Origin of the sequence: Enterobacter cloacae complex sp. EB5, from assembly GCF_031432835.1 — a bacterium.
Classification (GTDB): Bacteria; Pseudomonadota; Gammaproteobacteria; order Enterobacterales; family Enterobacteriaceae; genus Enterobacter; species Enterobacter hormaechei_C.
This window is the reverse complement of record NZ_CP133860.1, coordinates 4,190,624-4,214,689: the sequence shown is the minus strand read 5'-3', so window position 1 is coordinate 4,214,689 and position 24,066 is coordinate 4,190,624. Positions and strand designations below refer to the sequence as shown.

Here is a 24,066-nt window from a genome sequence, read left to right as displayed (position 1 = left end):
ACCTGCAATACTCAAGGAGAGTGCATGTCTATCACGGCGAAGTCTGTCTACCGTGACACGGGAAATTTTTTCCGCAATCAGTTCATTACCTTTTTACTGATCGCGTTGTTGTGCGCCTTTATTACGGTGGTGCTGGGTCATGCGTTCTCACCAAGTGATGAACAGATTGCCACGCTGAGCCAGGGGGATCATCTTGCAGGCAGCGCAGGGTTGTTTGACCTTGTGCAGAATATGACGCCAGAGCAACAGCAAATCTTGCTGCGCGCATCTGCGGCATCGACCTTCTCGGGCCTGATTGGCAACGCCATTCTGGCGGGTGGCGTGTTGCTGATGATCCAGCTGGTGTCTGCCGGCCAACGCGTCAGCGCGTTACGTGCAATCGGGGCCAGTGCTCCGGTGCTGCCAAAGCTGTTTATCCTCATCTTCCTGACCACGCTGCTGGTCCAGATGGGGATCATGTTGGTTGTCGTTCCGGGCGTGCTGCTGGCAATCGTGCTTTCATTCGCGCCAGTAATGGTTGTGCAGGACAAACTGGGCATTTTCACCGCCATGCGCAGCAGCATCAGGCTCGCGTGGGCCAATATGCGACTTGTCGCCCCGGCCGTTATCAGCTGGTTGCTGGCCAAGACTCTGCTGCTGCTGTTTGCGCCGAATTTTGCGGTGTTAACGCCAAACGTCGGAGCGGTTGTCGCCAATACGCTGAGCAATTTGATTTCAGCCGTGCTGCTGGTCTATTTGTTCCGCCTGTACATGTTAATTCGTCAGTAACTGGGATCGCAGAATGAAGCAGTTTCTTGATTTTTTACCGCTGATCGTATTTTTCGCTTTTTATAAGCTGTACGACATTTATGCCGGCACGCTGGCGCTGATTGTGGCAACGGCTGTGGTGCTGATTTACAGCTGGGTTCGCTATCGCAAAGTTGAAAAGATGGCGCTCATCACCTTCCTGATGGTGGCGGTGTTTGGTGGCCTGACGTTGTTCTTCCACAATGATGAATTTATCAAATGGAAGGTCACGGTGATTTACGGCCTGTTTGCGGGCGCGCTGCTCATCAGCCAGTGGGTGATGAAGAAGCCGCTGATCCAGCGCATGCTGGGGAAAGAACTGACCCTGCCGCAGGCTGTGTGGGGGCGTCTGAATATCGCCTGGGCACTATTTTTTATTCTGTGTGGTCTGGCGAATATCTATATCGCATTCTGGCTGCCGCAGAATATCTGGGTCAACTTCAAGGTGTTTGGCCTGACGGCGCTGACTCTTATCTTCACCCTGCTCAGCGGCGTTTATATTTATCGCCACATGCCGCAGGATGACAAGCACTGATCCTTCTGGCCAGATCGCCGCGCGGTCTGGCCTCTTTTCCCGCCTTCTCTTTTCTCTACATCCTTCCTGCGAAAATGTCTGAATCATGAAGATTTTATGGAGATTGCTGTCATTTGATTGTAATGAGAATGACTATCATTAATATTCGTCATCGCATTTTTAACAAATGGAAATGAGTTGATGAATAACATAATAAGATTTGCCCCGGCTACACTTACGCTCGCCATTTTTTCAACGTTATACCAGAGCGCGCACGCAGCGGAAGATCCTCTCGCCGATGGTGAAACAATGGTTGTTCAGGCCACCGCTGAAGAGGCGCTGAAGCAACAGCCGGGGGTTTCCATCATCACGGCAAAGGACATTGAAAAGGATCCACCGGTTAACGATCTTTCAGAAATTATTCGCAAAATGCCCGGGGTTAACCTCACCGGAAACAGCGCGACAGGCAGCCGCGGCAACAACCGCCAGATCGACATCCGCGGTATGGGGCCAGAGAACACGCTGATTCTGATTGACGGTGTGCCGGTGACGTCACGTAACTCGGTGCGCTACAGCTGGCGCGGGGAGCGCGACACCCGCGGGGATACCAACTGGGTTCCGCCAGAGATGGTTGAGCGCATTGAAGTGCTCCGGGGACCTGCTGCCGCCCGCTATGGTTCGGGGGCGGCCGGCGGCGTCGTCAACATCATTACCAAACGCCCGACCAACGACTGGCACGGTTCGCTCTCCCTGTACACTAACCAGCCTGAAAATGATAAAGAGGGAGCGACGAAACGCGCTAATTTTGATCTGAGCGGCCCCCTCGCGGGCGATGCGTTAACGATGCGCCTGTACGGGAATATCAATAAAACCGACGCAGATGCTCAGGACATCAACACCGCGCAAAACGGCTCTTACGCCGCCGGACGTGAAGGCGTGCGCAACAAGGACATTAATGCCCTGCTCTCCTGGAAACTCACGCCACAGCAGATTATCGATTTCGACTACAGCTACAGCCGCCAGGGCAATATCTACGCGGGTGATACTCAATACAGCAACAGCAACGTCAGCCCTGACGGTCTGGTGTCGTCCCTGTATGGACACGAAACGAACCGAATGTACCGCCAGTCTTATGGCATTACGCACAACGGCATCTGGGACTGGGGTCAGTCAAAGTTCGGTGTTTATTATGAAAAGACCAACAACACCCGCCTGGAAGAAGGCTCTACGGGCAAAGTTGAGGGGATGATCAATAGCGATAAATACGATACCAGCCGGCTGGAGTCATACCGTTCAACGGGTGAACTGAACATTCCTTTCTTCTGGCTGGTCGAACAGACGCTAACCGTTGGTGCAGAATGGAATCGTGATGAACTGAACGATCCGGCCTCAATGCAGGCGACAAATGTGTCGGGAGAAGTGATTAACGGCGTTCCCGGCACGGCTTCTGAGCGCAACAGCAAAAACAGCGCTGACCTCACCGGCATCTATCTTGAGGACAATATTGAAGCGCGTCAGGGCACCAACCTGATCCCGGGGCTCCGCTTTGATTATCACAATCAGTTTGGCAGCAACTGGAGTCCGAGCCTGAACGTCTCTCAGGATTTGGGTGACATGTTCAAGGTTAAAGCGGGTATCGCTCGGGTATTTAAAGCGCCAAACCTGTATCAATCCAGCGAAGGCTATCTGCTTTCCACCCGCGGTAATGGTTGCCCGAACAACGTTTCCGAAGGAAGCTGTTACCTGTTAGGTAACCCGGATCTGGATCCTGAAATCAGCGTGAACAAAGAGATTGGCCTGGCCTTTGCACTGGAAGGCTACGAGGCAGGCATAACCTGGTTCCGCAACGATTACAAAAACAAGATCGTTTCAGGAACGGATGTGCTGGGCCAGACAAGCAGCGGCGCAAATATCCTTCAGTGGCAGAACGGAGGAAAGGCTGTCGTTGAGGGGCTGGAAGGCAACCTCACCGTCCCGGTTATCCGCGACACGCTAACCTGGCGTACCAATGCGACGTATATGATTCAGTCTGAAAGTAAGGACACCGGCAACCCTCTGTCGATTATTCCAAAATATACCGTCAACACGATGCTCGACTGGCAGGTTAGCAGCAAACTTTCAGCGAACCTTAGCTGGACGATGTATGGCCGCCAGAAGCCAAGAGAAAATGCTGAAATCCGCAAAGAGCAGAATGCGATGTCTGATAAAGAGATTGGCGCCTATTCCATCGTTGGGATCGGCAGCAATTATCAACTGACAAAAGATCTCCGCCTGAATGCCGGGATCAGCAACCTCTTTGATAAGCAGATTTACCGAGAAAATGACGGTGCATCGACCTATAACGAACCAGGCCGTGCGTATTACGCTGGCGTGACCCTGTCCTTCTGACCCTAAGGCGCCTGCTCTGCGGGCGCTAACCCTATTCTCTCCAGCCAGAAATCATAGTAGCATCCCGCCTGAAGTCTTCAGTTACGAGTTTAAAAACAATGACAACAAATGACGCCCCACAGGGCGAACTGGTTTTACGCACACTGGCAATGCCTGCGGATACGAATGCCAATGGCGATATTTTTGGCGGCTGGTTGATGTCGCAGATGGATATGGGCGGTGCAATCCTGGCAAAAGAAATTGCACACGGGCGCGTGGTGACAGTCCGGGTCGATGGCATGACCTTCCTGCGCCCTGTCGCGGTGGGGGACGTGGTGTGCTGTTATGCACGCTGCGTAAAACGCGGCAATACGTCTGTCTCCATCAACATTGAAGTATGGGTGAAAAAAGTCTCTTCTGAACCGATTGGTCAGCGCTATAAGGCGACGGAGGCATTGTTCATCTATGTGGCGGTGGACAGCGACGGTAAGCCCCGCCAGCTTCCACGGAGCTGATCCTCAGGTAAAAAAAAGCCTCCTTGCGGAGGCTTCTTTTATTCCATCTGTGCCCCGCCGTTCAGGCGGAAGACAATGTTCACAATCAACCCAGTGCCGGGTTTACCGGCTTCATAGCGCCACCTGCGCATGGCCGATTTAACTTCACGTTCAAACATATTCGCCGGCTGTGCGGACAGGATTTCCACGTTATCCACACGTCCATCGGCCGTAACGTCGAATTTCACCCGTACACGCCCTTCAATACGTAACGCCTGAGCACGTGCCGGGTACTGCGGCTGGTTACGGCTCAGCGCGCGCGGGCCTGCTGGCGCCGTTACCGTCGGTTTTGTCGCGGTCGTGGTGTTATTCATCAGCGGACGTGACGGGGCGGCATTTTCAACCGGCTGCGTGGCGCGTGGCTCAACCGGACGCACTTCGCGTTTCGGACGCTCTTCCACCTTTTTGACCGGCTTGGGTTTTGGCTTCGGCTTAGGTTTCGGCTCCGGCTTATGGATCACCACCGGCGCTTCTTTCGGCGGTTCAGGAACCGGCTCTGGCTCTGGCTCCGGCTCGGGTTCAGCAACGGGCTGTGGCGGCGGCGGCGCAACCTGCGGCGGCTCAAGATCCGCAGGCGATACCATGGTCACAGAAATTGGCTGCGCAGGCGCTGGCATTTCAATAACCTGATGAACCGAGGTATAGAGCAGACCCGCCACGACAGCACCGTGAATAACGACGGAAAGCAGCGTCGGCCATGGAAAGCGGCGAGGTAAATCAAGGGTCATCGAAGTCATAATCATCAACGTTAAAAAACCGAACCTCGATTTTAAATGCAAATAGCAATCATATTCAATAAGACACTTTGTCCTGGCGCAATTTAAGCGTACATGAGGGCAAAAAAGGGGCATCCAGATCAGGGTTTTAACATTGTTATTATCTTTACATTGCAGTCATTTGTGCTTTCACATAACGTAATTGTCACTTTTACCGGTTAAGGAGCTTTGCCGTGCTTTACGTGATTTACGCTGAAGATGTATCTGATTCTCTTGAAAAACGTCTTTCCGTTCGCCCTGCTCATCTGGCGCGTTTACAGTTGCTACAGGATGAAGGTCGGTTGCTGACCGCAGGCCCGATGCCTGCCGTTGACAGCAACGATCCGGGCGCGGCGGGTTTTACCGGCTCCACGGTGGTTGCCGAGTTTGAATCTCTGGAAGCCGCACAGGCCTGGGCAGAAGCAGACCCGTACGTCGCAGCTGGCGTGTACGAGAAAGTCACGGTTCGCCCGTATAAAAAAGTGTTCTGAAACGAAAGGCTCCCTCGGGAGCTTTTTCTTCATTCAGTGCAGCGACGCCAGCCTCGCCGCAAATCCGACAAACAGCAGACCTATCAGCCCGTTCCCCAGCTTCGCCAGTTTCTTTTTGGTTTTGAGGTAACGCGTGACAAACGCGCCTGAGAAAATCAGGAAGCTCATGTACATGAAGCTGATCAGCTCAAGCGTTGTGGCGAGGATCAGGAACGACGTGCCGGTATTCTTCGCATTGACATCAATGAACTGCACGAAGAACGACACGTAAAAGAGAATCGCTTTCGGGTTCGTCAGGCTCAGCACCAGCGAACGCTTAAGGATTGCGCTTGCCGGTACGGCGCTACTTTCGTGCGCATTTTTTTGACGGGTCATAACGGACCAGAGCATTTTTCCGCCCAGCCACAGCAGATAAAACGCGCCCAGATAGCGGACAATATTAAATAATACCGGAGTGGTCTGGATCAACGCGGCGACGCCTGCCCAGGCCAGAAACATCAGCACGGCATCACCAATAAACACACCGGTGGCTGCCAGATAGCCTTTCTTAACGCCGTGGCCAATCCCTGTTTTCAGCACAAACAAGGTGTTCGGTCCTGGAACCAGCACGATAAAAAATGCGCCGACAACATAGGTCCAGAAATTCAGTACACCAAACTCCGCAAACACGTCTTACTCCTTTCGCTCAAAAACAGCGGGGATACCGGTAATTACGGTATCCCCTGAATCAGTTGCGCTATTGTACGCCGTTATAGCCATCAAGATAAGTCGCGGCCAGTTCGTTACCAAATAACAGGGCGTCTTTACTGTCCATATCTGAAGACCATTTATCCTTCGCGTTGCCTGCGAACAATTCCTGCGACTTCGCATTTTCTTTCAGCTGATCGCGAATGCTTTGCGCGTATTCACTGGCTTCAGCCTGAGTCCGCCCTTCCGCGCGGTCAGCTTTGCCCCGGGCATAAAGCTCGCGGAACTGCGCCACGTTCAGCTGATAATTTTTCTGCACGCTGGAGGTGTAATTGCCGCCAGTAAAGCTGGACTGATGCGACACGAAATAAAACGCGTGCCGTTCGGGTGAGGTTTTGCTACTGGCACAACCGCTTAATATCGCAATCCCAAAGAGTGCTGCCATTACTTTTCCGTTCATCCTTTTTTCCTTTAATAAAAATGTATTCCCCATGCGAAAACATAATCTGCCAATGAGGAAAATGACGAAAGTCCTAAATCTTCCCTGAGCGCATCCAGCGCCAAAAGTACAATAAAAATCCAGAGATAAGGATTCATCTTTTAATATCATGACGTTATGGGAAGTTAGTATATCGCGGAAGCAGATGGGAAGAGACTGCAAAAATTGATAGCCTGGATGTTTAATGGGCACCTTTACGGTGCCCTTCATGCTTTTCAGATGTCCTGGACCGCGAACAACAGCGCGTTACGGTGTCTGTTCAGGCCACATTTTCTGATGGCGTGGATACGCATATTGCGGCGGGATTGTGCTTCCAGCCAACGAGCCTTACGACGACTCACCTGTCGCAACATGCGCCAGCGCCCAACTTCAGTTCTACTGCGCTTCATGTCTACAACTCTTTCTCTAACAGAGATGCCATTATATGCCTAAGCAGGCGGCAAACCAGCGCTTTTATCTGCCGTTTTTATTTGCCAGATGAATCCTGATGCGTAAACTCATAACAATACGCTTTCAAAAGGATTTTTTATTTATGACAACCTTCTACACCGTGGTGAGTTGGCTGGTCATTTTAGGATACTGGCTGTTAATTGCCGGGGTGACGTTGCGCATTCTGATGAAACGCAGAGCGGTACCTTCCGCCATGGCCTGGCTTCTGATTATCTACATTCTGCCGCTGGTGGGCATCATCGCCTATCTCTCTTTCGGTGAACTTCATCTGGGTAAACGCCGCGCCGAACGCGCCCGCGCCATGTGGCCCTCCACGGCGAAATGGCTTGCCGACCTTAAAGCCTGCAAGCATATCTTCGCTGAAGAGAACAGCAGCGTGGCCGCATCTCTGTTCAAGCTGTGCGAACGCCGCCAGGGGATTGCTGGGGTAAAAGGCAATCAGCTGCAACTGATGACCTCTTCTGATGATGTGATGCAGGCGCTGATCCGTGATATCCAGCTCGCCCGGCATAATATCGAGATGGTGTTTTATATCTGGCAGCCGGGCGGCATGGCGGACCAGGTCGCCGAATCGCTAATGGCCGCTGCACGTCGCGGTATCCACTGCCGCCTGATGCTGGACTCCGCCGGCAGCGTGGCCTTTTTCCGTAGCCCGTGGGCAGGTATGATGCGCAACGCCGGTATCGAGGTGGTCGAGGCGCTGAAAGTGAATCTTTTCCGCGTCTTTCTGCGTCGCATGGATCTCCGCCAGCACCGGAAAATGGTTCTGATCGATAACTATATCGCCTACACCGGCAGCATGAACATGGTTGACCCCCGCTTCTTCAAGCAGGATTCCGGCGTGGGGCAATGGATCGATTTGATGGCGCGGATGGAGGGACCGATTGCGACCTCAATGGGCATCGTCTACTCCTGCGACTGGGAAATTGAAACCGGGAAACGCATTCTTCCCCCGCCGCCGGATGGCAATATCATGCCGTTTGAGGAAGCCAGCGGGCACACTATCCACACTATCGCCTCCGGTCCTGGCTTCCCGGAAGATCTGATCCATCAGGCACTGCTGACCGCCGCGTACTCCGCGCGGGAATATCTGATCATGACCACGCCCTATTTCGTTCCCAGCGACGACCTTCTGCATGCCATCTGTACAGCGGCACAGCGCGGAGTGGATGTGAGCATTATTATGCCGCGCAAGAACGATTCCCTGCTGGTCGGGTGGGCAAGCCGCGCGTTCTTTAGTGAGCTGCTGGCCGCAGGCGTTAAAATTTATCAGTTCGAAGGCGGGCTGTTACACACCAAGAGCGTGCTGGTGGACGGAGAGCTGAGCCTGGTGGGTACCGTCAACCTCGACATGCGCAGTCTGTGGCTGAATTTTGAAATTACGCTGGTCATTGATGACGCCGGGTTCGGTGGCGATCTGGCGGCGGTTCAGGACGATTATATCTCCCGCTCACGCCTGCTGGACGCCAGACTGTGGGCGAAACGTCCGCTGTGGCAGCGAATTGCCGAACGACTGTTTTACTTCTTTAGTCCGTTGCTGTAAAACGTGCCCAACGATGTTTAACAGGTAGTCATCATGGAAATGGATCTGAACAATCGCCTGACCGAAGACGAAACGCTCGAACAGGCCTACGATATTTTTCTCGAGCTGGCGGTCGATAATCTCGACCCTGCTGACGTCATTCTTTTCAACCTGCAATTTGAAGAGCGTGGCGGTGCTGAGCTGTTCGATCCGTCTGAAGACTGGGCCGAACATGTCGATTTTGATCTCAACCCGGACTTCTTCGCCGAAGTGGTGATTGGCCTGGCAGATGAAGACGGCGGAGAAATTAACGACATCTTTGCCCGCGTCCTGCTGTGCCGCGAGAAAGACCACAAACTGTGCCATATTCTCTGGCGCGAATAATAAAAAAGGCTGCCCGCGCAGCCTTTTTTATTTAATCCGGTAAGGCATTTCCGCAGCGGTGACAAAACCGCGCGCCGGGTTCATGATTCCCCTGCTGACACTTCGGACATTTGCGTTGCTGCTTGCTGTTCTGGAAGGCGCTGCTCATATGGGTGGTAATTAACCCCGTCGGAATCGCTATCACCGAATAGCCGATCAGGATAAGAACCGATGCCACAATACGTCCGAGCGGCGTATGCGGGGTAATATCGCCATAGCCCACGGTGGTCACAGTGACGATAGCCCAGTAAACAGACGCATTAAGCGTGGTAAACCCGTATTTTGGCCCTTCGATTAAATACATCAGGGAGCCAAAAACGATCATCACGATAGCAATAAACGAATAGAAGAGAATCAGCTGGTGGCGGGCGCTGACAATGGCGACCCAAAAAACCCGCAGCGACGGCATAAAGCGCAGCAGTTTGAGAATACGTAACACACGAATCGCCCGCATTGCACGCCAGGCAAACACATAATTCAGGCTGATCTCAGGCCACAGCCACATGACATACAGCGGCAGGATGGTGGCTAAATCAATAAATCCCCAGAAGCTGAAAACGTATTTCGCCGGATTTGGCCAGCTAATGACCCTCAGCACATATTCCGCGGTAAACACCAGCGTGACAATCAATTCCAGCCAGACGAAAACGTGCCACTCCTCATACGTCATGTGGTACTGCGTTCCGGCCCCGGATTCGATAAAGATAATAATGACGCTAATTAGCGCAAATAAACCACACAGGCCTTCGAAGCGGCGACCGGAAACCGTTTCAGGATCAAATAAAAGGTGATACAGCCGCTGACGGGCGGACGTGAATAATCGCGACACATTAACCTCGAAAAATAAGGGCTGACATCATGTCAGCCCTTGCGATTATAACGGGTCTACTTTCAGGCAGGAAACCGCATGTCGGAAACTGCCCTCCAGAACCGGCCGTGTTTTTGCACATTCCGGCCCGGCTATTGGACATCGCGTACGGAATACGCAGCCTGAAGGCGGGTTGATTGGCGAAGGCAGTTCACCTTCCAGAAGCTGAATGGTTTTATTTTTTTCCAGATCGGGATCCGGAACGGGAACTGCAGACATCAGCGCTTTGGTATAAGGGTGCAGCGGATTGTGGTACACCTCATCATACGTACCCAACTCCACGGCGTGGCCCAGATACATGACCAGCACACGGTCCGAAATGTGTTTTACCACCGCCAGATCGTGGGCGATGAAGATCAGCGACAGCCCCATTTCCCGTTGCAGTTTCTGTAGCAGGTTAACCACCTGGGCCTGGATGGAGACGTCCAGCGCCGAAACCGGCTCATCACAGATAATCAGTTTTGGTTCAAGGATCAACGCGCGTGCAATACCGATACGCTGGCACTGACCGCCGGAAAACTCATGTGGGTAGCGGTTGATGAGGTTAGGCAGCAGACCCACCTTCAGCATCATCGCTTTCACCCGGTCGCGAACTTCCTGGCGCGGCATCTTCGGATGATAGGTGCGCAGCGGCTCGGCAATGATTTCGCCAATGGTCATACGCGGGTTTAGGGACGCCAGCGGATCCTGGAAAATCATCTGGATGTCGCTGCGCACGTCGCGCCATTCATCCGGCTTCATCCCCAGCAGATCTTTGCCAAGCCAGGCCACTTTTCCGTCGGTGGCTTTCACCAGGCCGATGATCGCCCGCGCAAACGTCGATTTGCCGCAGCCGGATTCGCCCACCACGCCCAGGGTCTCCCCTTCGTACAGGCGCAACGTGACGCCATCCACCGCTTTCAGGGTTTTGGCAGGCTGCCAGAACCACTGTTTACCGTCTTTGATATCGAAATGGACCTTCAGGTCAGCGATTTCAAGCAGCACATTTCTTTTTTCGTCGATCGCGTTCATACCAGCTCCTCCAGCGGCTTAAAGCAGGCGCGCAGACGGCCTGGGGCAAACGCTTCCAGCGGCGGTGCGCTGTTACAGATTTCCATCGCATGCGGACAACGCGGCTGGAACGGGCAGCCTTTTGGCAGACGCAGCAGGTTTGGCGGGTTGCCCGGGATAGTCAGCAGTGACTCCCCTTCCGCATCAAGACGCGGAACGGCATTCAGCAGCCCGATAGAGTACGGATGGGCTGGCTGGTAGAACACATCGCGGGCATTACCGTATTCCATTGTGCGGCCTGCATACATAACTAACACTTTGTCGCAGATCCCGGCAACGACGCCTAAATCGTGGGTGATCATGATGATGGCGGTGTTGAACTCGCGCTTCAGCTCGTTCAGCAACGTCATGATCTGCGCCTGGACGGTTACATCCAGGGCGGTGGTCGGTTCATCAGCGATCAGCAGTTTTGGTCGGCAAAGCAATGCCATCGCGATCATGACGCGCTGGCGCATACCGCCGGAGAACTCGTGCGGATACATGCGCATGCGCTTGCGTGCCTCAGGCATTTTCACCGCATCCAGCATTTTTACGGATTCTTCAAACGCTTCTGCTTTACCCAGCCCCTTGTGGAGCATCAGCACTTCCATCAGCTGTTCACCCACCCGCATATAGGGGTTCAGGGACGTCATCGGGTCCTGGAAAATCATTGAAATCTGCTCGGCGCGCAGCTTGTTCAGCTCATGTTCCGGCAAATTCAGGATCTCTTTCCCGTTAAACGTCGCCGAACCACCGATCACGCCGTTTGACGCCAGCAGGCCCATCAGCGCGAATGCGGTCTGGGATTTACCGGAACCGGATTCGCCCACAATGCCCAGCGTTTCACCGGCACGCAGGTCGAAGTTGAGATCGTTAACGGCAGTAACATCACCGTCGGGGGTTTTAAACGTCACGCGGAGGTCTTTAACGTCCAGCAGTGCGCTGGTCCGCTGTTGCGCCTGTGGCGCGGTTGCCGTTTCAATAATGGTCATGACGGCGCTCCTTAACGGTCTTTCGGGTCGAGGGCATCACGCAGGCCATCGCCGATAAAGTTGAAACAGAACAGGGTGACGACCAGGAAGCCCGCCGGATACAGCAGTAGCCACGGTGACACTTCCATGGAGTTTGCGCCATCACTTAACAGAGCGCCCCAGCTACTCAGCGGCTCTTGCGTACCTAATCCCAGGAAGCTCAGGAAAGATTCAAACAGGATCATACTTGGCACCAGCAGGGAGGCGTATACCACCACCACGCCCAGCACGTTAGGAACGATATGACGCACCACAATATTGGCGGTAGAAACGCCACCAACCTGTGCGGCTTCGATAAACTCCTTACGTTTGAGGCTCAGCGTCTGGCCGCGCACAATACGCGCCATATCCAGCCAGGACACCATCCCGATCGCCACGAAGATCAGCAGGATATTTTGACCAAAGAAGGTCACCAACAGAATGACGAAGAACATGAACGGGAAGGAGTTCAGAATTTCAAGCATACGCATCATCACGGAGTCCACTTTTCCGCCGAGGTAACCGGAAAGCGAACCGTAAAGCGTGCCGACAATCACCGCCACCAGCGCCGCCGCGATGCCAACCATCAGGGAGATACGGCCGCCAATCGCCACACGCACCAGCAAATCACGGCCGGAGGAGTCGGTACCGAAATAGTGTCCGGATTCCATATCCGGCGCGCTGGACATCATGCCCCAGTCCGTATCGAAATAGGTGAACTGAGAGAGCATTGGCGCCAGGGTTACAAACAGCGCGATAAGCACCAGCACGACCAGGCTGGCAACGGCGGCACGGTTATGCATAAAACGACGGCGGGCGTCCTGCCAAAGGCTACGACCTTCGACCTCCAGCTTTTCACTGAAGTTTTCCAGCGCCTCGCTGTTTTTCTTACTCAACATCATGGCGTGCTCCAGTTAGTAACGGATTTTCGGGTCGATAACGGCATACAGCACATCGACAACGGCATTAAACAGAATGGTCAGCGCGCCCACGAGGATCGTCAGGCTCAGCACCAGCGAATAGTCACGGTTAAGCGCCCCGTTAACAAACAGCTGCCCGATACCCGGCAGGCCATAAATGGTTTCAATCACCATTGAACCCGTGATAATGCCGACGAAAGCAGGACCCATATAGGAGAGTACCGGTAACAGTGCAGGCTTGAGGGCATGACAGAAAATAATCCGGCGCATCGGCAGCCCTTTCGCACGGGCGGTACGGATGAAGTTCGAGTGCAGGACTTCAATCATTGAACCGCGGGTAATACGGGCGATGCTGGCGATGTAGGCCAGAGATAATGCCACCATCGGCAATATCATGAACTTCAGCGCCCCGCCGTTCCAGCCGCCCCCGGGAAGCCATTTCAGGGTTATGGCGAATATCATGACCAGCAACGGCGCGACAACGAAGCTGGGGATAACCACCCCGGTCATTGCGACCCCCATTACGGCGTAATCCCATCGGGTATTTTGTTTTAGCGCGGCGATAACGCCCGCAGTGACACCGAGAACAACGGCCAGGATAAATGCAGCAGCCCCTAATTTAGCCGATACCGGGAAGCTGGACGCCACCAGGTCGTTAACGGAATAGTCTTTATATTTAAATGACGGACCAAAATCACCGTGTGCAAGTTGCTTCAGATAGTTGAAGTACTGCGTGGTGATAGGATCATTTAAATGGTATTTCGCTTCGATGTTGGCCATAACTTCTGGCGGAAGCGTGCGTTCACCGGTAAAAGGACTGCCCGGTGCAAGACGCATCATGAAGAAGGAAATTGTAATTAGAATAAATAACGTTGGAATCGCTTCAAGACAGCGACGCAGGATAAATTTCAACATTGCCCGTACCTTCTGGCGTGTGCCTGATGAATGTTACAAAATAGACACAGTGGGGCAAGCTCGCTCGCCCCACGTATTGCCATTAATGCTTGATAATATAAAGATTCTTAACGGAAATATTATCCAACGGGTCTTTACCGGTATAACCCCCTACCCATGGTTTCACCAGGCGGGCGTTAACGTAGTAGTAAACCGGAACGATCGCAGAGTCTTTATCGAGCTGTTGTTCTGATTTGGCGTACAGATCGGCGCGCTGGGCGTCATCTGCCACCTTCAGGGTTTCGCCAATCAGCTTATCAAACGCCGGGCTCTTATAATGTGCGGTGTTGTTCGAACTGTCGCTCAGCATGGTGTTCAGGAATGAGGTCGGTTCGTTATAGTCCGCACACCATCCTGCTCGTGCCACGTCAAAGGTTCCCTGGTGGCGCGTATCGAGGAAGGTTTTCCATTCCTGGTTTTCCAGCTTCACGTTCACGCCGAGGTTTTTCTTCCAGATTGACGCGACGGCGATAGCCAGTTTTTTATGCAGATCGGAGGTGTTATACAGCAGGCTAAAGGTCAGCGGCTTGTCGGCGGTATAGCCAGCTTCAGCCAGCAGTTTTTTCGCTTCTTCGTTACGTTTTTCCTGTGACCATTTGAACCATTCAGGTTCAACCAGCTTCATACCGTCGGTGTAAGGCGGGGTGTAGCTGTAAGCCGGCAGGTCGCCCTGATTCTTCACTTTATTCACGATAATGTCGCGATCCAGTGCCAGCTTCAGTGCGGTACGAACACGTACGTCGGTGAACGGTGCTTTCTGGTTGTTAATTTCGTAATAGTAGGTGCACAGATACGGATCGACGTGAACTTCTTTCGGGATCTCTTTTTTCAGCTTCTGGAACAGTTCAATCGGCATGTTGTTGTAGGTCATGTCGATTTCACCGCTGCGGTAGCGGTTTACGTCCGTCACTTCAGAAGAGATTGGCAGGTAGGTGACCTGATTGATAACGGTCTTCGCATTATCCCAATACTGCGGGTTGCGCTCCAGCACCATACGTTCGTTAACGACCCAGTCCTTCAGCTTATATGCACCGTTGGTCACGATATTCGCAGGCTGCGTCCATTTTTCACCAAATTTTTCTACTGCGGATTTTGGTACCGGGGAGACGGACGGGTGAACCAGCAGCTTATAGAAGTACGGAACAGGTTCGCTCAACGTCACTTCAAAGGTGTTGGCATCAATGGCTTTTACGCCAAGGTCGGTTACAGGCTTTTTACCCGTGATGATGTCATCGATATTGGCAATATGGCCATACTGGAGGTAACTCGCATACGGGGAGGCGGTATTCGGATCCGCCAGACGCTGCCAGCTATAGACGAAATCTTCGGCGGTAACCGGCGTACCGTCGGACCATTTGGCATCTTTACGCAGATGGAAGGTCCAGACTTTGAAATCTTTGTTGTCCCATTTCTCCGCCACGCCCGGAGCCGGGTGGCCGTCTACGTCAGTCACCAGCAGACCTTCAAACAGATCGCGGTTAACGTTAGACTCTGGAACACCTTCAATTTTGTGCGGATCAAGAGACTGCACTTCCGCACCGTTATTACGTACCAGCGTTTGCTTCTCAGCCAGCTGAACACCAGCAGGAACGTCCGCAGCCATTGCAGCGTTGCCCGCGATTAGCGCAGTTAAAATCCCCGCCGCTACCAGACTTTTTTTTGTGATGATGGACATTGTGTTGATACTCCACTCATTATAATGACTGACCTTCGCCAGTTGTGTAATCCCCTGTTGGGGCCTGTACAGCGCAGGAGTTTTTTTTGCTACTGTCAGGTTCTTTTTTTACTTCTTGCTATCACCGACTTCATTATTACTGACCGCTCGTACGGCGGTCTTGCGTCGATTCTTTACACCTCTCCCCTGTCAGAGAGATGCGTTGGATATCTTACGTGAGGGCTATATGAAAATAGTTCTCATCAACTTGTTTAATGCTGCAAAATATAAGGCCGGAAAGTACCAAATGGTGCCAACTCTCGCCAATACATTTTGCAAATTTGTTAAGCATTTCTCTTTTACGATGGCTGGCATAACTATGGCGCCAACCCTGGCTTACGCCGAAATCAACAAAAAGACATGTAATTCATACAGATAAGAAATTTTGTTGCTGCAAACGCGACGACATAGCTTAGCTGAACGACTTTTCACGAAAATTTAACAATTGATTATTATTTAGCACATTCGTCTGAGCCAGCGTCGAAATTACTAATATCATTTCGGTTATCTGTCAGCAAGCCCCAGAGTATCATGTGAGTAAAATAACAGAGGGTTTGAGGGATTTATGCGCGGCAAGGGGAAAGGAAAATAAACAACCTCTTGAAAAACAACAAAAGAGTGTTATTAGTAGAACTTATTATGACTGGCGCCTATTTCAACTTTATTTATATGATTTGCAGATAATCACGTAAAAAAACGGAGCCGCTGGCTCCGCTTTTTCAAATGAAAGTCAGTGTACTAACCCGGGGAATATACTTTTTATACCGGTAACGATAAATTCGATGCCCAACGCCATTAACAACAGACCCATGATACGGGTAATCACGTTGATGCCCGTTTGTCCCAGCAAGCGAACCAGCCATGGCGCCATACGAAATACGCCCCAGCAGCACAGCGCGAACAGCGCAATAGCGACGGAAAAGCCAATCAGGTGCATCAGGCTGTGGTAGCGCGTTCCCCAGACGATAGTGGAGCTGATCGCCCCCGGGCCCGCCATCAGCGGCAGTGCCAGTGGCACAACCCCGATGCTCTCGCGGATAGCTGTCTCTGATTTTTCCTGCTTGTTCTGTTTATCCTCCCCCAGCTTGCCGCTGATCATCGACATGGCAATCGTCACCACCAGGATCCCGCCTGCTATACGGAACGAATCAATCGAGATGCCGAAGACCTGAAGAATGGCGTCCCCGAGATAAAGAGACGTAAGCAAGATGATGGCCACCGACAGGTTTGCCGTCAGGTTGGTTTTATTTCGTGCCGCAGCCGTCTGATAGCTGGTCATACTGATGAAGACAGGGATGATCCCTACCGGGTTAACCAGAGCAAACAAGCCGATAAAAAACTTGAAATATGTAGGGAAATCAAAGAGCGTTTGAATCACATTAAGCTCCGCAATTGAGCATGGCCAGGGAGAAACTGCGTGTCATGATAAATCCGCGCTGAAGATACGCTTTTTAGCCGCATACTTCACCAGAAATCTGTTCTTAAACGTTATCAATTCATGATGTTAAACATTTGTGTAATCAATGATATCGCCGCTTCCAATAGTTACTTAATTATTTAACAGTAGAATAATTAGCACAAAATAACCCTGCTGAAAGGTATCAGCTTAGGACAAAATTGATCTCGATCATAATTTTCGTACTCAGAAGTGAGTAATCTTGGTTACGCCGCCAGGGAGATCACCTATCAAAAAGGTATGATGCTAAGGTAAGGCTCTTTTAGTAAATTAGTGAGCTGGAGCAGTGAGTAATCCTTTGTTTTACTGTGTGTTACGCAAGTGGGATCGGCTCTGACTATACTGTCAGACGTATCGAGCGCTGGTTTACTAAAAGAGTTTAAACATTATCAGGAGAGCATTATGGCTGTTACCAATATCGCTGAACTGAACGCCCTCGTCGAGCGCGTGAAAAAAGCCCAGCGTGAATATGCCAATTTCACCCAAGAACAGGTTGATAAAATCTTCCGCGCGGCCGCTCTGGCTGCTGCTGATGCTCGAATCCCTCTCGCTAAAATGGCCGTTGCCGAATCCGGCATGGGTATCGTTGAAGATAAAGTGATCAAAAACCACTTTGCTTCAGAGTATATCTACAACGCCTATAAAGATGAGAAAACCTGCGGTGTGCTGTCAGAAGACGATACTTTCGGCACCATCACCATCGCAGAACCGATCGGCATCATTTGCGGTATCGTTCCAACCACTAACCCAACCTCTACCGCCATTTTCAAATCTCTCATCAGCCTGAAGACACGTAACGCAATCATTTTCTCCCCGCATCCACGTGCGAAGGACGCTACCAACAAAGCGGCAGATATCGTGCTTCAGGCTGCCATTGCGGCGGGTGCGCCAAAAGATCTGATCGGCTGGATCGACCAACCTTCTGTTGAACTGTCCAACGCCCTGATGCATCACCCGGACATTAACCTGATTCTGGCGACCGGTGGTCCTGGTATGGTTAAAGCAGCGTACAGCTCCGGTAAACCAGCCATCGGCGTAGGCGCGGGTAATACCCCTGTTGTGATCGACGAAACGGCAGATATCAAGCGTGCAGTTGCTTCTGTGCTGATGTCTAAAACCTTCGATAACGGCGTTATCTGCGCATCTGAACAGTCAGTTGTCGTGGTTGATTCGGTATACGACGCCGTTCGTGAACGTTTCGCCAGCCACGGCGGCTACCTGTTACAAGGTAAAGAACTGAAAGCTGTTCAGGACGTAATTCTGAAAAATGGCGCGCTGAACGCGGCTATCGTAGGTCAGCCAGCGTATAAAATCGCTGAACTCGCTGGCTTTAGCGTCCCTGCTACCACCAAGATTCTGATTGGTGAAGTGAAAGTCGTCGATGAAAGTGAGCCGTTTGCTCACGAGAAACTCTCCCCGACGCTGGCAATGTACCGTGCGAAAGATTTCGATGACGCGGTAGAAAAAGCAGAGAAACTGGTGGCGATGGGCGGTATCGGCCACACCTCTTGCCTGTACACCGACCAGGATAACCAGCCTGAGCGTGTTGCTTACTTCGGTCAGAAGATGAAGACAGCACGTATCCTGATCAACACCCCTGCTTCTCAGGGTGGTATCGGTGACCTGTACAACTTCAAACTCGCACCTTCCCTGACTCTGGGTTGTGGTTCCTGGGGTGGTAACTCCATCTCTGAAAACGTTGGTCCAAAACACCTGATCAACAAGAAAACCGTTGCTAAGCGAGCTGAAAACATGTTGTGGCACAAACTTCCGAAATCTATCTACTTCCGCCGCGGCTCTCTGCCAATCGCGCTGGATGAAGTGATTACTGATGGCCACAAACGTGCGCTCATCGTGACCGACCGTTTCCTGTTCAACAATGGCTATGCAGACCAGATCACCTCTGTTCTGAAAGCGGCTGGCGTCGAAACTGAAGTCTTCTTTGAAGTTGAAGCTGACCCAACCCTGAGCGTTGTACGTAAAGGCGCTGAACTGGCGAACTCCTTCAAACCTGATGTGATCATCGCGCTGGGTGGCGGTTCCCCAATGGACGCCGCGAAAATTATGTGGGTGATGTACGAGCATCCGGAAACTCACTTCGAAGAACTGGCGCTGCGCTTTATGGATATCCGTAAACGTATCTACAAGTTCCCGAAAATGGGCGTGAAAGCGAAAATGATCGCCGTCACCACCACTTCCGGTACCGGTTCAGAAGTGACGCCATTTGCCGTTGTGACTGATGACGCAACCGGTCAGAAGTACCCGCTGGCTGACTACGCACTGACGCCAGATATGGCTATCGTTGACGCCAACCTGGTCATGGAAATGCCGAAATCACTGTGTGCATTCGGTGGTCTAGATGCGGTAACTCACGCTCTGGAAGCTTACGTTTCCGTACTGGCTTCTGAGTTCTCTGACGGTCAGGCTTTGCAGGCGCTGAAACTGCTGAAAGAAAACCTGCCAGCTTCTTACAACGAAGGTTCGAAAAACCCTGTAGCGCGTGAACGTGTACACAGTGCGGCAACCATCGCGGGCATCGCGTTTGCTAACGCCTTCCTGGGTGTCTGTCACTCCATGGCGCACAAGCTGGGTTCACAGTTCCACATTCCTCACGGTCTGGCGAACGCCCTGTTGATCAGCAACGTTATCCGCTATAACGCCAACGACAACCCAACCAAGCAGACTGCCTTCAGCCAGTACGACCGTCCACAGGCGCGCCGTCGTTATGCTGAAATCGCAGATCACCTGGGTCTGAGCGCACCGGGCGACCGTACTGCCGCGAAGATCGAGAAACTGCTGGCATGGCTGGAAAGTCTGAAGGCGGAACTGGGTATTCCTAAATCTATCCGCGAAGCAGGCGTTCAGGAAGCTGACTTCCTCGCTCACGTAGATAAGCTGTCTGAAGATGCATTCGATGACCAGTGTACTGGTGCTAACCCGCGCTACCCACTGATTTCCGAACTGAAACAGATCCTGCTGGATACTTATTACGGTCGTAACTTCACTGAAAGCGATGTCGCAGCCGTAAAAGTTGAAATCCCCGCAGTTGTAAAGGCTGACAAGAAAGCGAAGAAAAACGCTTGATTGACAGTGTGACAAAAAACCCGCCGCTGGCGGGTTTTTTTATATCTGAGGATACGTGAAACATTCTTATTATTTTCGATTGTCGCCCTGTAACGCCGTCAGCGAGCCTACAGCCAGCGCCTCTTTATAATGCTTGCGGCAGACCGAGACATAACGTTCATTGCCTCCTATCACCACCTGCTCGCCATCAGCATAGGGTTTACCCGACTGGTCCAGGCGAAGAACCATACTTGCCTTGCGGCCACAAAAGCAGATCGTTTTCAGTTCAACCAGCTTATCCGACCAGGCGAGCAGATACTGGCTCCCGGCAAATAACTCCCCACGAAAATCGGTACGTAATCCATAGCAAAGAACGGGAATATCCAGCTCATCAACGACCTCTGAAAGCGCATGGACCTGCTCGCGGGTCAGGAACTGGCTTTCATCCACCAGCACGCAATGGACAGGCTTAGAGGCATGCTCGGCACGAATGTCCTCCAGCAGGTCTGTTTCAGGGTTAAACAGCCTTGCAGGCGACGAGAGCCCTATTCTTGAGCTTACCTTCCCTGCCCCAAAACGATCGTCGATTTCGGCGGTATAAACAACGGTACGCATCCCTCGCTCCTGATAATTGTATGAGGATTGCAGTAACGCCGTCGATTTCCCTGCATTCATTGCCGAATAGTAGAAATAAAGTTGTGCCATTGGCCGAAGAACCCTAATCAATGTGTAATATTCCCGATGGATCATTGTACCATATTTTGTACCGTCATCAGCGGCGCGGTGCACACTCCAGCCTGTCATGCCTGCGTAAACCCTTCGCAAATAGCGCAAAATAATGCGTTAAAACAGGCAGTAATGACATTAAACACTGACAATAAGGTGAGCCCGCAACCAGAGATAACACTTCTTTTTATAGTGTCTTCTTCGTTCATTAAAATTCACTATTTATTAACTATTCCTGGCTTCGCTGCGCTTACGCGGGGTAATACAAAAGGCTGATATTTATCAACCGCAACTATAATTCCTGAGGTAAAAGTCACAAAACAAACATGCAAATGACGCGCTTTTGCCGTTTGAAACGATATCTCGCAGACCCAACAAACAATGAAATTTAAGTTAGCGTAATTAATAATAGCGTCGTTTATTTTGTATTTTTTGAATTCCTTACATTCCCACCTATTGCACAAGTGAAATTAAGGCTCTATTATTAGGACAACAAACCCACCCCCATTATAAGTTTGAGATTACTACAATGAGCGAAGCACTTAAAATTCTGAACAACATCCGTACTCTTCGTGCGCAGGCAAGAGAATGTACCCTTGAGACGCTTGAAGAAATGCTCGAAAAATTAGAAGTTGTAGTTAACGAACGTCGTGAAGAAGAAAGCGCAGCTGCGGCTGAAATCGAAGAACGTACACGTAAACTGCAACAGTATCGCGAAATGCTGATTGCCGATGGTATCGATCCAAACGAATTGCTGAACAGCATGGCTGCGGCTAAAACCGGTACCAAAGCAAAACGCGCGGCACGTCCTGCTAAATATAGCTACATCGATGAGAACGGCGAAGAGAAAACCTGGACCGGCCAGGGTCGTACTCCTGCTGTAATCAAGAAAGCAATGGACGAACAAGGTAAACAACTGGATGACTTCCTGATCAAGGATTAATCTGGAAAGAATCTGAAAAATCCCGCCCTGTGCGGGATTTTTTATGCCTGTAATATTAGCCCGAACATCTCCTTACATTCTGTCATATTGCGAGGCTTACTATTTAACGTCCTTGACAATCCCCCACCAATTACAGAGTGACAGGCATAAAAAAACCGGTGGGCATCGCCACACCGGTCTTGTTCACAGGCTGGTGAGTTTATTACTTAATACCCACGCTACCTTTGAGCCAGGCTTTAAATTCTTCACCCAGGCTGTTATGGCGAATACCATATTCGACGAATGCCTGCATATAACCGAGCTTATTCCCGCAGTCATGGCTCTTACCTTTCATATGGTAGGCTTCCACGGTCTCTTTCTCGATGAGCATATCGATAGCATCCGTCAGCTGGATTTCATCGCCCGCACCCGGAGGCGTTTTCGCCAGCAGCGCCCAAATTTCAGCGCTCAGTACGTAACGGCCAACGACAGCAAGGTTAGACGGCGCGACGTCCGCTTTAGGTTTTTCAACAACGCCAACCATCGGTACGCTTTCGCCAGGTTGCAGGTCAACGCCTTTGCAGTCAACCACACCGTAAGCGGTCACGTCGTCGACGGGCTCAACCATAATCTGGCTGCTGCCGGTTTCGTCGAAGCGTTTAATCATTTCCGCCAGGTTTTCCTGGGAAAGATCGGACTCGTACTCATCAAGAATTACGTCAGGCAGGATAACCGCGACCGGCTCATCACCCACTACCGGGTGTGCGCACAATACTGCGTGCCCCAGGCCTTTCGCCAGGCCCTGACGAACCTGCATAATGGTAACGTGTGGAGGGCAAATAGACTGCACTTCCTCCAGCAGCTGGCGCTTAACGCGTTTTTCCAGCATTGCTTCGAGTTCGAAACTGGTATCGAAATGGTTTTCGATAGAGTTTTTAGATGAATGCGTCACCAGCACAATTTCGGTGATACCTGCTGCAATACATTCATTCACGACATACTGGATTAATGGCTTATCAACCAGAGGCAGCATCTCTTTTGGGATTGCCTTCGTCGCTGGCAACATCCTGGTACCCAATCCCGCCACCGGGATAACGGCCTTTCTGACTTTCGAATTAAGGGCAGCCATTGAAATTCTCCTGAACTGTTCAAGTTTTGAACTTTTATGCATTGAATAACGCGTTGAGTATACCGTCTCAGCCACTAATACGGGTCTGAAAAGAACGCGTTGCCGATCAATTAAGACAAATACGCATGAAACTTGCAGCGATAGTAGCACTGCCAGCAAAAACACAGGTAAAGCAATCTGAAAAATAAAATCTGACTGCTTACTCCGTGGACAACATTAAGCGCAACCGCCCTCCGGCACCCCAAATTTGGCACTGCCAGGAGGTGCAGCGATGGCTAATTTGATTAAGGTAAGTATTTCCCAGCGTACCCAACGGCACGCCGTTACTCACCTGAATATGGTGTTCGCCAGTATTCAGTGTGGCATTTAAACCCGCAGATACCAGAATAAGGTTATTCAACCCGCTGTGATAATAGCCAACCAGAAGCGGGAACTGCCCCGGCAAATTGGCCTGGCGAAAAAGTTGGTTGACCTGTTTTAGTAAACTGCCTAACTCAGGAAGTCGTTGCCCCTGATGGGATAATTGTTCCTGTAGCAATCCATTAAACAGCGCCCGGAGTAATAAGGCCGCCAGAACGCCGTTATCTCCCGCTCGGGTAACATCCAGGCAATAAAAAGCGAGGTCGGAATCCGAGAGCGGCGCAATATCCAGTACCAGTCCAGGCTGGTCAGCCGCTACCAGCTGGCGATAATTTACTCTGCAATGAGAGATATTTTGCTGCACCGGCGGCTGAAGTTCCTGAAGCAGCTTCGCGGCCGCGAGCGGATTACTGACTAAAGCATCCCAGTCCTGGAAAAGACGTTCTTTTTCTTCCACCCGGGAATTGAACATATTGGGATACAGGCAGGCCAACACCGTTTCACGCAGACGGTTTAAATCTTTAACCGGTTTGAGCAGGATATCCTGCACTCCTAAACGCAACGCCTTAGCTATATCCGCCATATTTTCGGTGGCCGAGATCACCAGTATCGGTGTCTGATAACCTTCATTACGCAGGTTTTCCACCAGCATTAATCCGTCCATGCGCGGCATCTCGAGATCGCAGATCATCAGATCCGGCGCCATGCTGGCCATTTTTTCCAGTGCCTCGACGCCATCTTCGGCGAGGGACGTGGTTGCACCCAGTGAGGATAACCACGAATCCAGTAGCGATCGGAAAACGGGCTCGTCTTCAACTATCAAAATATGTTTTCCGGCCAATGGCTGTGTCATGGTTCCTCCCCTGG

The 24,066-nt window shown here is 51.6% G+C and carries 23 protein-coding genes and 1 pseudogene; 9 read left to right on the top strand and 15 right to left on the bottom strand.

Annotated features, from left to right (window positions below):
- Positions 1-24: 24 nt before the first annotated feature.
- From RHN82_RS20270 to yciA, 4 genes are all read left to right on the top strand, one after another.
- The gene (locus tag RHN82_RS20270) at positions 25-768 is read left to right on the top strand and encodes a YciC family protein (protein WP_003856765.1); all 744 of its coding nucleotides are present in this window, start codon (positions 25-27) and stop codon (positions 766-768) included.
- A gap of 13 nt (positions 769-781) precedes the next feature.
- Entirely contained in the window at positions 782-1,321 is a 540-nt protein-coding gene (locus tag RHN82_RS20265) for a septation protein A (protein WP_003856762.1), read from the top strand.
- Between the two features lie 180 nt (positions 1,322-1,501).
- A complete protein-coding gene (locus tag RHN82_RS20260) occupies positions 1,502-3,688 on the top strand; it encodes a TonB-dependent siderophore receptor (RefSeq protein WP_047051556.1) in 2,187 nt (728 codons plus the stop codon).
- A 98-nt stretch (positions 3,689-3,786) separates the two neighbouring features.
- On the top strand, positions 3,787-4,182 hold the full coding sequence (gene yciA / locus RHN82_RS20255; protein ID WP_003856759.1) for an acyl-CoA thioester hydrolase YciA: 396 nt from the start codon (positions 3,787-3,789) through the stop codon (positions 4,180-4,182).
- A 38-nt stretch (positions 4,183-4,220) separates the two neighbouring features.
- On the opposite strand, the gene tonB is transcribed toward yciA, so the two are convergent.
- Complete coding sequence (gene tonB / locus RHN82_RS20250; RefSeq protein WP_047051558.1) at positions 4,221-4,949, bottom strand: TonB system transport protein TonB; 729 nt, start codon at positions 4,947-4,949, stop codon at positions 4,221-4,223.
- 221 nt (positions 4,950-5,170) lie between these two features.
- On the opposite strand from tonB, the gene RHN82_RS20245 reads away from it, so the two are divergent.
- A complete protein-coding gene (locus RHN82_RS20245) occupies positions 5,171-5,467 on the top strand; it encodes a YciI family protein (RefSeq protein WP_047051560.1) in 297 nt (98 codons plus the stop codon).
- Positions 5,468-5,500: 33 nt separating this feature from the next.
- Here the strand turns inward: RHN82_RS20245 and leuE are convergent, their stop codons facing one another.
- The 4 genes from leuE to RHN82_RS20230 all read right to left on the bottom strand — a co-directional run bounded on the left by leuE (position 5,501) and on the right by RHN82_RS20230 (position 7,042).
- On the bottom strand, positions 5,501-6,136 hold the full coding sequence (leuE, locus tag RHN82_RS20240) for a leucine efflux protein LeuE (protein WP_047051562.1): 636 nt from the start codon (positions 6,134-6,136) through the stop codon (positions 5,501-5,503).
- A 67-nt stretch (positions 6,137-6,203) separates the two neighbouring features.
- Positions 6,204-6,614 carry an Exc2 family lipoprotein gene (locus RHN82_RS20235; RefSeq protein WP_032609416.1) on the bottom strand — a complete coding sequence of 137 codons (411 nt, stop codon included), beginning with the start codon at positions 6,612-6,614 and terminating at the stop codon, positions 6,204-6,206.
- Between the two features lie 11 nt (positions 6,615-6,625).
- Positions 6,626-6,751 (bottom strand): KPN_01571 family protein, encoded by a 126-nt coding sequence (locus RHN82_RS24585; RefSeq protein ID WP_208971014.1) that lies wholly within the window; start codon positions 6,749-6,751, stop codon positions 6,626-6,628.
- 117 nt (positions 6,752-6,868) lie between these two features.
- Positions 6,869-7,042: a YciY family protein gene (locus RHN82_RS20230; RefSeq protein ID WP_017384232.1), complete on the bottom strand. Its 174-nt coding sequence runs from the start codon at positions 7,040-7,042 to the stop codon at positions 6,869-6,871.
- Positions 7,043-7,185: 143 nt separating this feature from the next.
- On the opposite strand from RHN82_RS20230, the gene cls reads away from it, so the two are divergent.
- Together cls and RHN82_RS20220 are read left to right on the top strand one after the other, a co-directional pair.
- The gene (gene cls / locus RHN82_RS20225) at positions 7,186-8,646 is read left to right on the top strand and encodes a cardiolipin synthase (protein ID WP_003856750.1); all 1,461 of its coding nucleotides are present in this window, start codon (positions 7,186-7,188) and stop codon (positions 8,644-8,646) included.
- A 33-nt stretch (positions 8,647-8,679) separates the two neighbouring features.
- On the top strand, positions 8,680-9,009 hold the full coding sequence (locus tag RHN82_RS20220) for an HI1450 family dsDNA-mimic protein (protein ID WP_006810881.1): 330 nt from the start codon (positions 8,680-8,682) through the stop codon (positions 9,007-9,009).
- A 31-nt stretch (positions 9,010-9,040) separates the two neighbouring features.
- Here RHN82_RS20220 and RHN82_RS20215 read toward each other — a convergent pair.
- From RHN82_RS20215 to RHN82_RS20185, 7 genes and pseudogenes are all read right to left on the bottom strand, one after another.
- Positions 9,041-9,908 (bottom strand): annotated as a pseudogene (locus RHN82_RS20215) (ion transporter).
- A gap of 14 nt (positions 9,909-9,922) precedes the next feature.
- A complete protein-coding gene (oppF, locus tag RHN82_RS20210) occupies positions 9,923-10,927 on the bottom strand; it encodes a murein tripeptide/oligopeptide ABC transporter ATP-binding protein OppF (protein WP_003856743.1) in 1,005 nt (334 codons plus the stop codon).
- A complete protein-coding gene (locus RHN82_RS20205) occupies positions 10,924-11,937 on the bottom strand; it encodes an ABC transporter ATP-binding protein (RefSeq protein ID WP_017384234.1) in 1,014 nt (337 codons plus the stop codon). The genes oppF and RHN82_RS20205 overlap by 4 nt, the downstream gene beginning before the upstream one ends.
- An 11-nt stretch (positions 11,938-11,948) precedes the next feature.
- Complete coding sequence (gene oppC / locus RHN82_RS20200; protein WP_015570372.1) at positions 11,949-12,857, bottom strand: oligopeptide ABC transporter permease OppC; 909 nt, start codon at positions 12,855-12,857, stop codon at positions 11,949-11,951.
- 12 nt (positions 12,858-12,869) lie between these two features.
- Positions 12,870-13,790 (bottom strand): oligopeptide ABC transporter permease OppB, encoded by a 921-nt coding sequence (oppB, locus tag RHN82_RS20195; RefSeq protein ID WP_047051566.1) that lies wholly within the window; start codon positions 13,788-13,790, stop codon positions 12,870-12,872.
- A gap of 82 nt (positions 13,791-13,872) precedes the next feature.
- Positions 13,873-15,504: an oligopeptide ABC transporter substrate-binding protein OppA gene (gene oppA, locus RHN82_RS20190; RefSeq protein ID WP_003856736.1), complete on the bottom strand. Its 1,632-nt coding sequence runs from the start codon at positions 15,502-15,504 to the stop codon at positions 13,873-13,875.
- Between the two features lie 769 nt (positions 15,505-16,273).
- Positions 16,274-16,921, bottom strand: coding sequence for a YchE family NAAT transporter (locus tag RHN82_RS20185; RefSeq protein WP_017384236.1), 648 nt, complete (start codon positions 16,919-16,921; stop codon positions 16,274-16,276).
- A 480-nt stretch (positions 16,922-17,401) separates the two neighbouring features.
- Between RHN82_RS20185 and adhE the strand changes: the two genes are divergently transcribed.
- On the top strand, positions 17,402-20,083 hold the full coding sequence (gene adhE / locus RHN82_RS20180; protein WP_003856730.1) for a bifunctional acetaldehyde-CoA/alcohol dehydrogenase: 2,682 nt from the start codon (positions 17,402-17,404) through the stop codon (positions 20,081-20,083).
- Between the two features lie 69 nt (positions 20,084-20,152).
- On the opposite strand, the gene tdk is transcribed toward adhE, so the two are convergent.
- A complete protein-coding gene (tdk, locus tag RHN82_RS20175; RefSeq protein WP_003856726.1) occupies positions 20,153-20,767 on the bottom strand; it encodes a thymidine kinase in 615 nt (204 codons plus the stop codon).
- A gap of 550 nt (positions 20,768-21,317) precedes the next feature.
- Between tdk and hns the strand changes: the two genes are divergently transcribed.
- The gene (gene hns, locus RHN82_RS20170; protein ID WP_003856724.1) at positions 21,318-21,731 is read left to right on the top strand and encodes a histone-like nucleoid-structuring protein H-NS; all 414 of its coding nucleotides are present in this window, start codon (positions 21,318-21,320) and stop codon (positions 21,729-21,731) included.
- A 202-nt stretch (positions 21,732-21,933) separates the two neighbouring features.
- Here the strand turns inward: hns and galU are convergent, their stop codons facing one another.
- Both galU and rssB read right to left on the bottom strand, forming a co-directional pair.
- Positions 21,934-22,839 (bottom strand): UTP--glucose-1-phosphate uridylyltransferase GalU, encoded by a 906-nt coding sequence (gene galU / locus RHN82_RS20165; protein ID WP_003856723.1) that lies wholly within the window; start codon positions 22,837-22,839, stop codon positions 21,934-21,936.
- 199 nt (positions 22,840-23,038) lie between these two features.
- Positions 23,039-24,052 (bottom strand): two-component system response regulator RssB, encoded by a 1,014-nt coding sequence (gene rssB, locus RHN82_RS20160; protein ID WP_047051570.1) that lies wholly within the window; start codon positions 24,050-24,052, stop codon positions 23,039-23,041.
- Positions 24,053-24,066 lie beyond the last annotated feature (14 nt).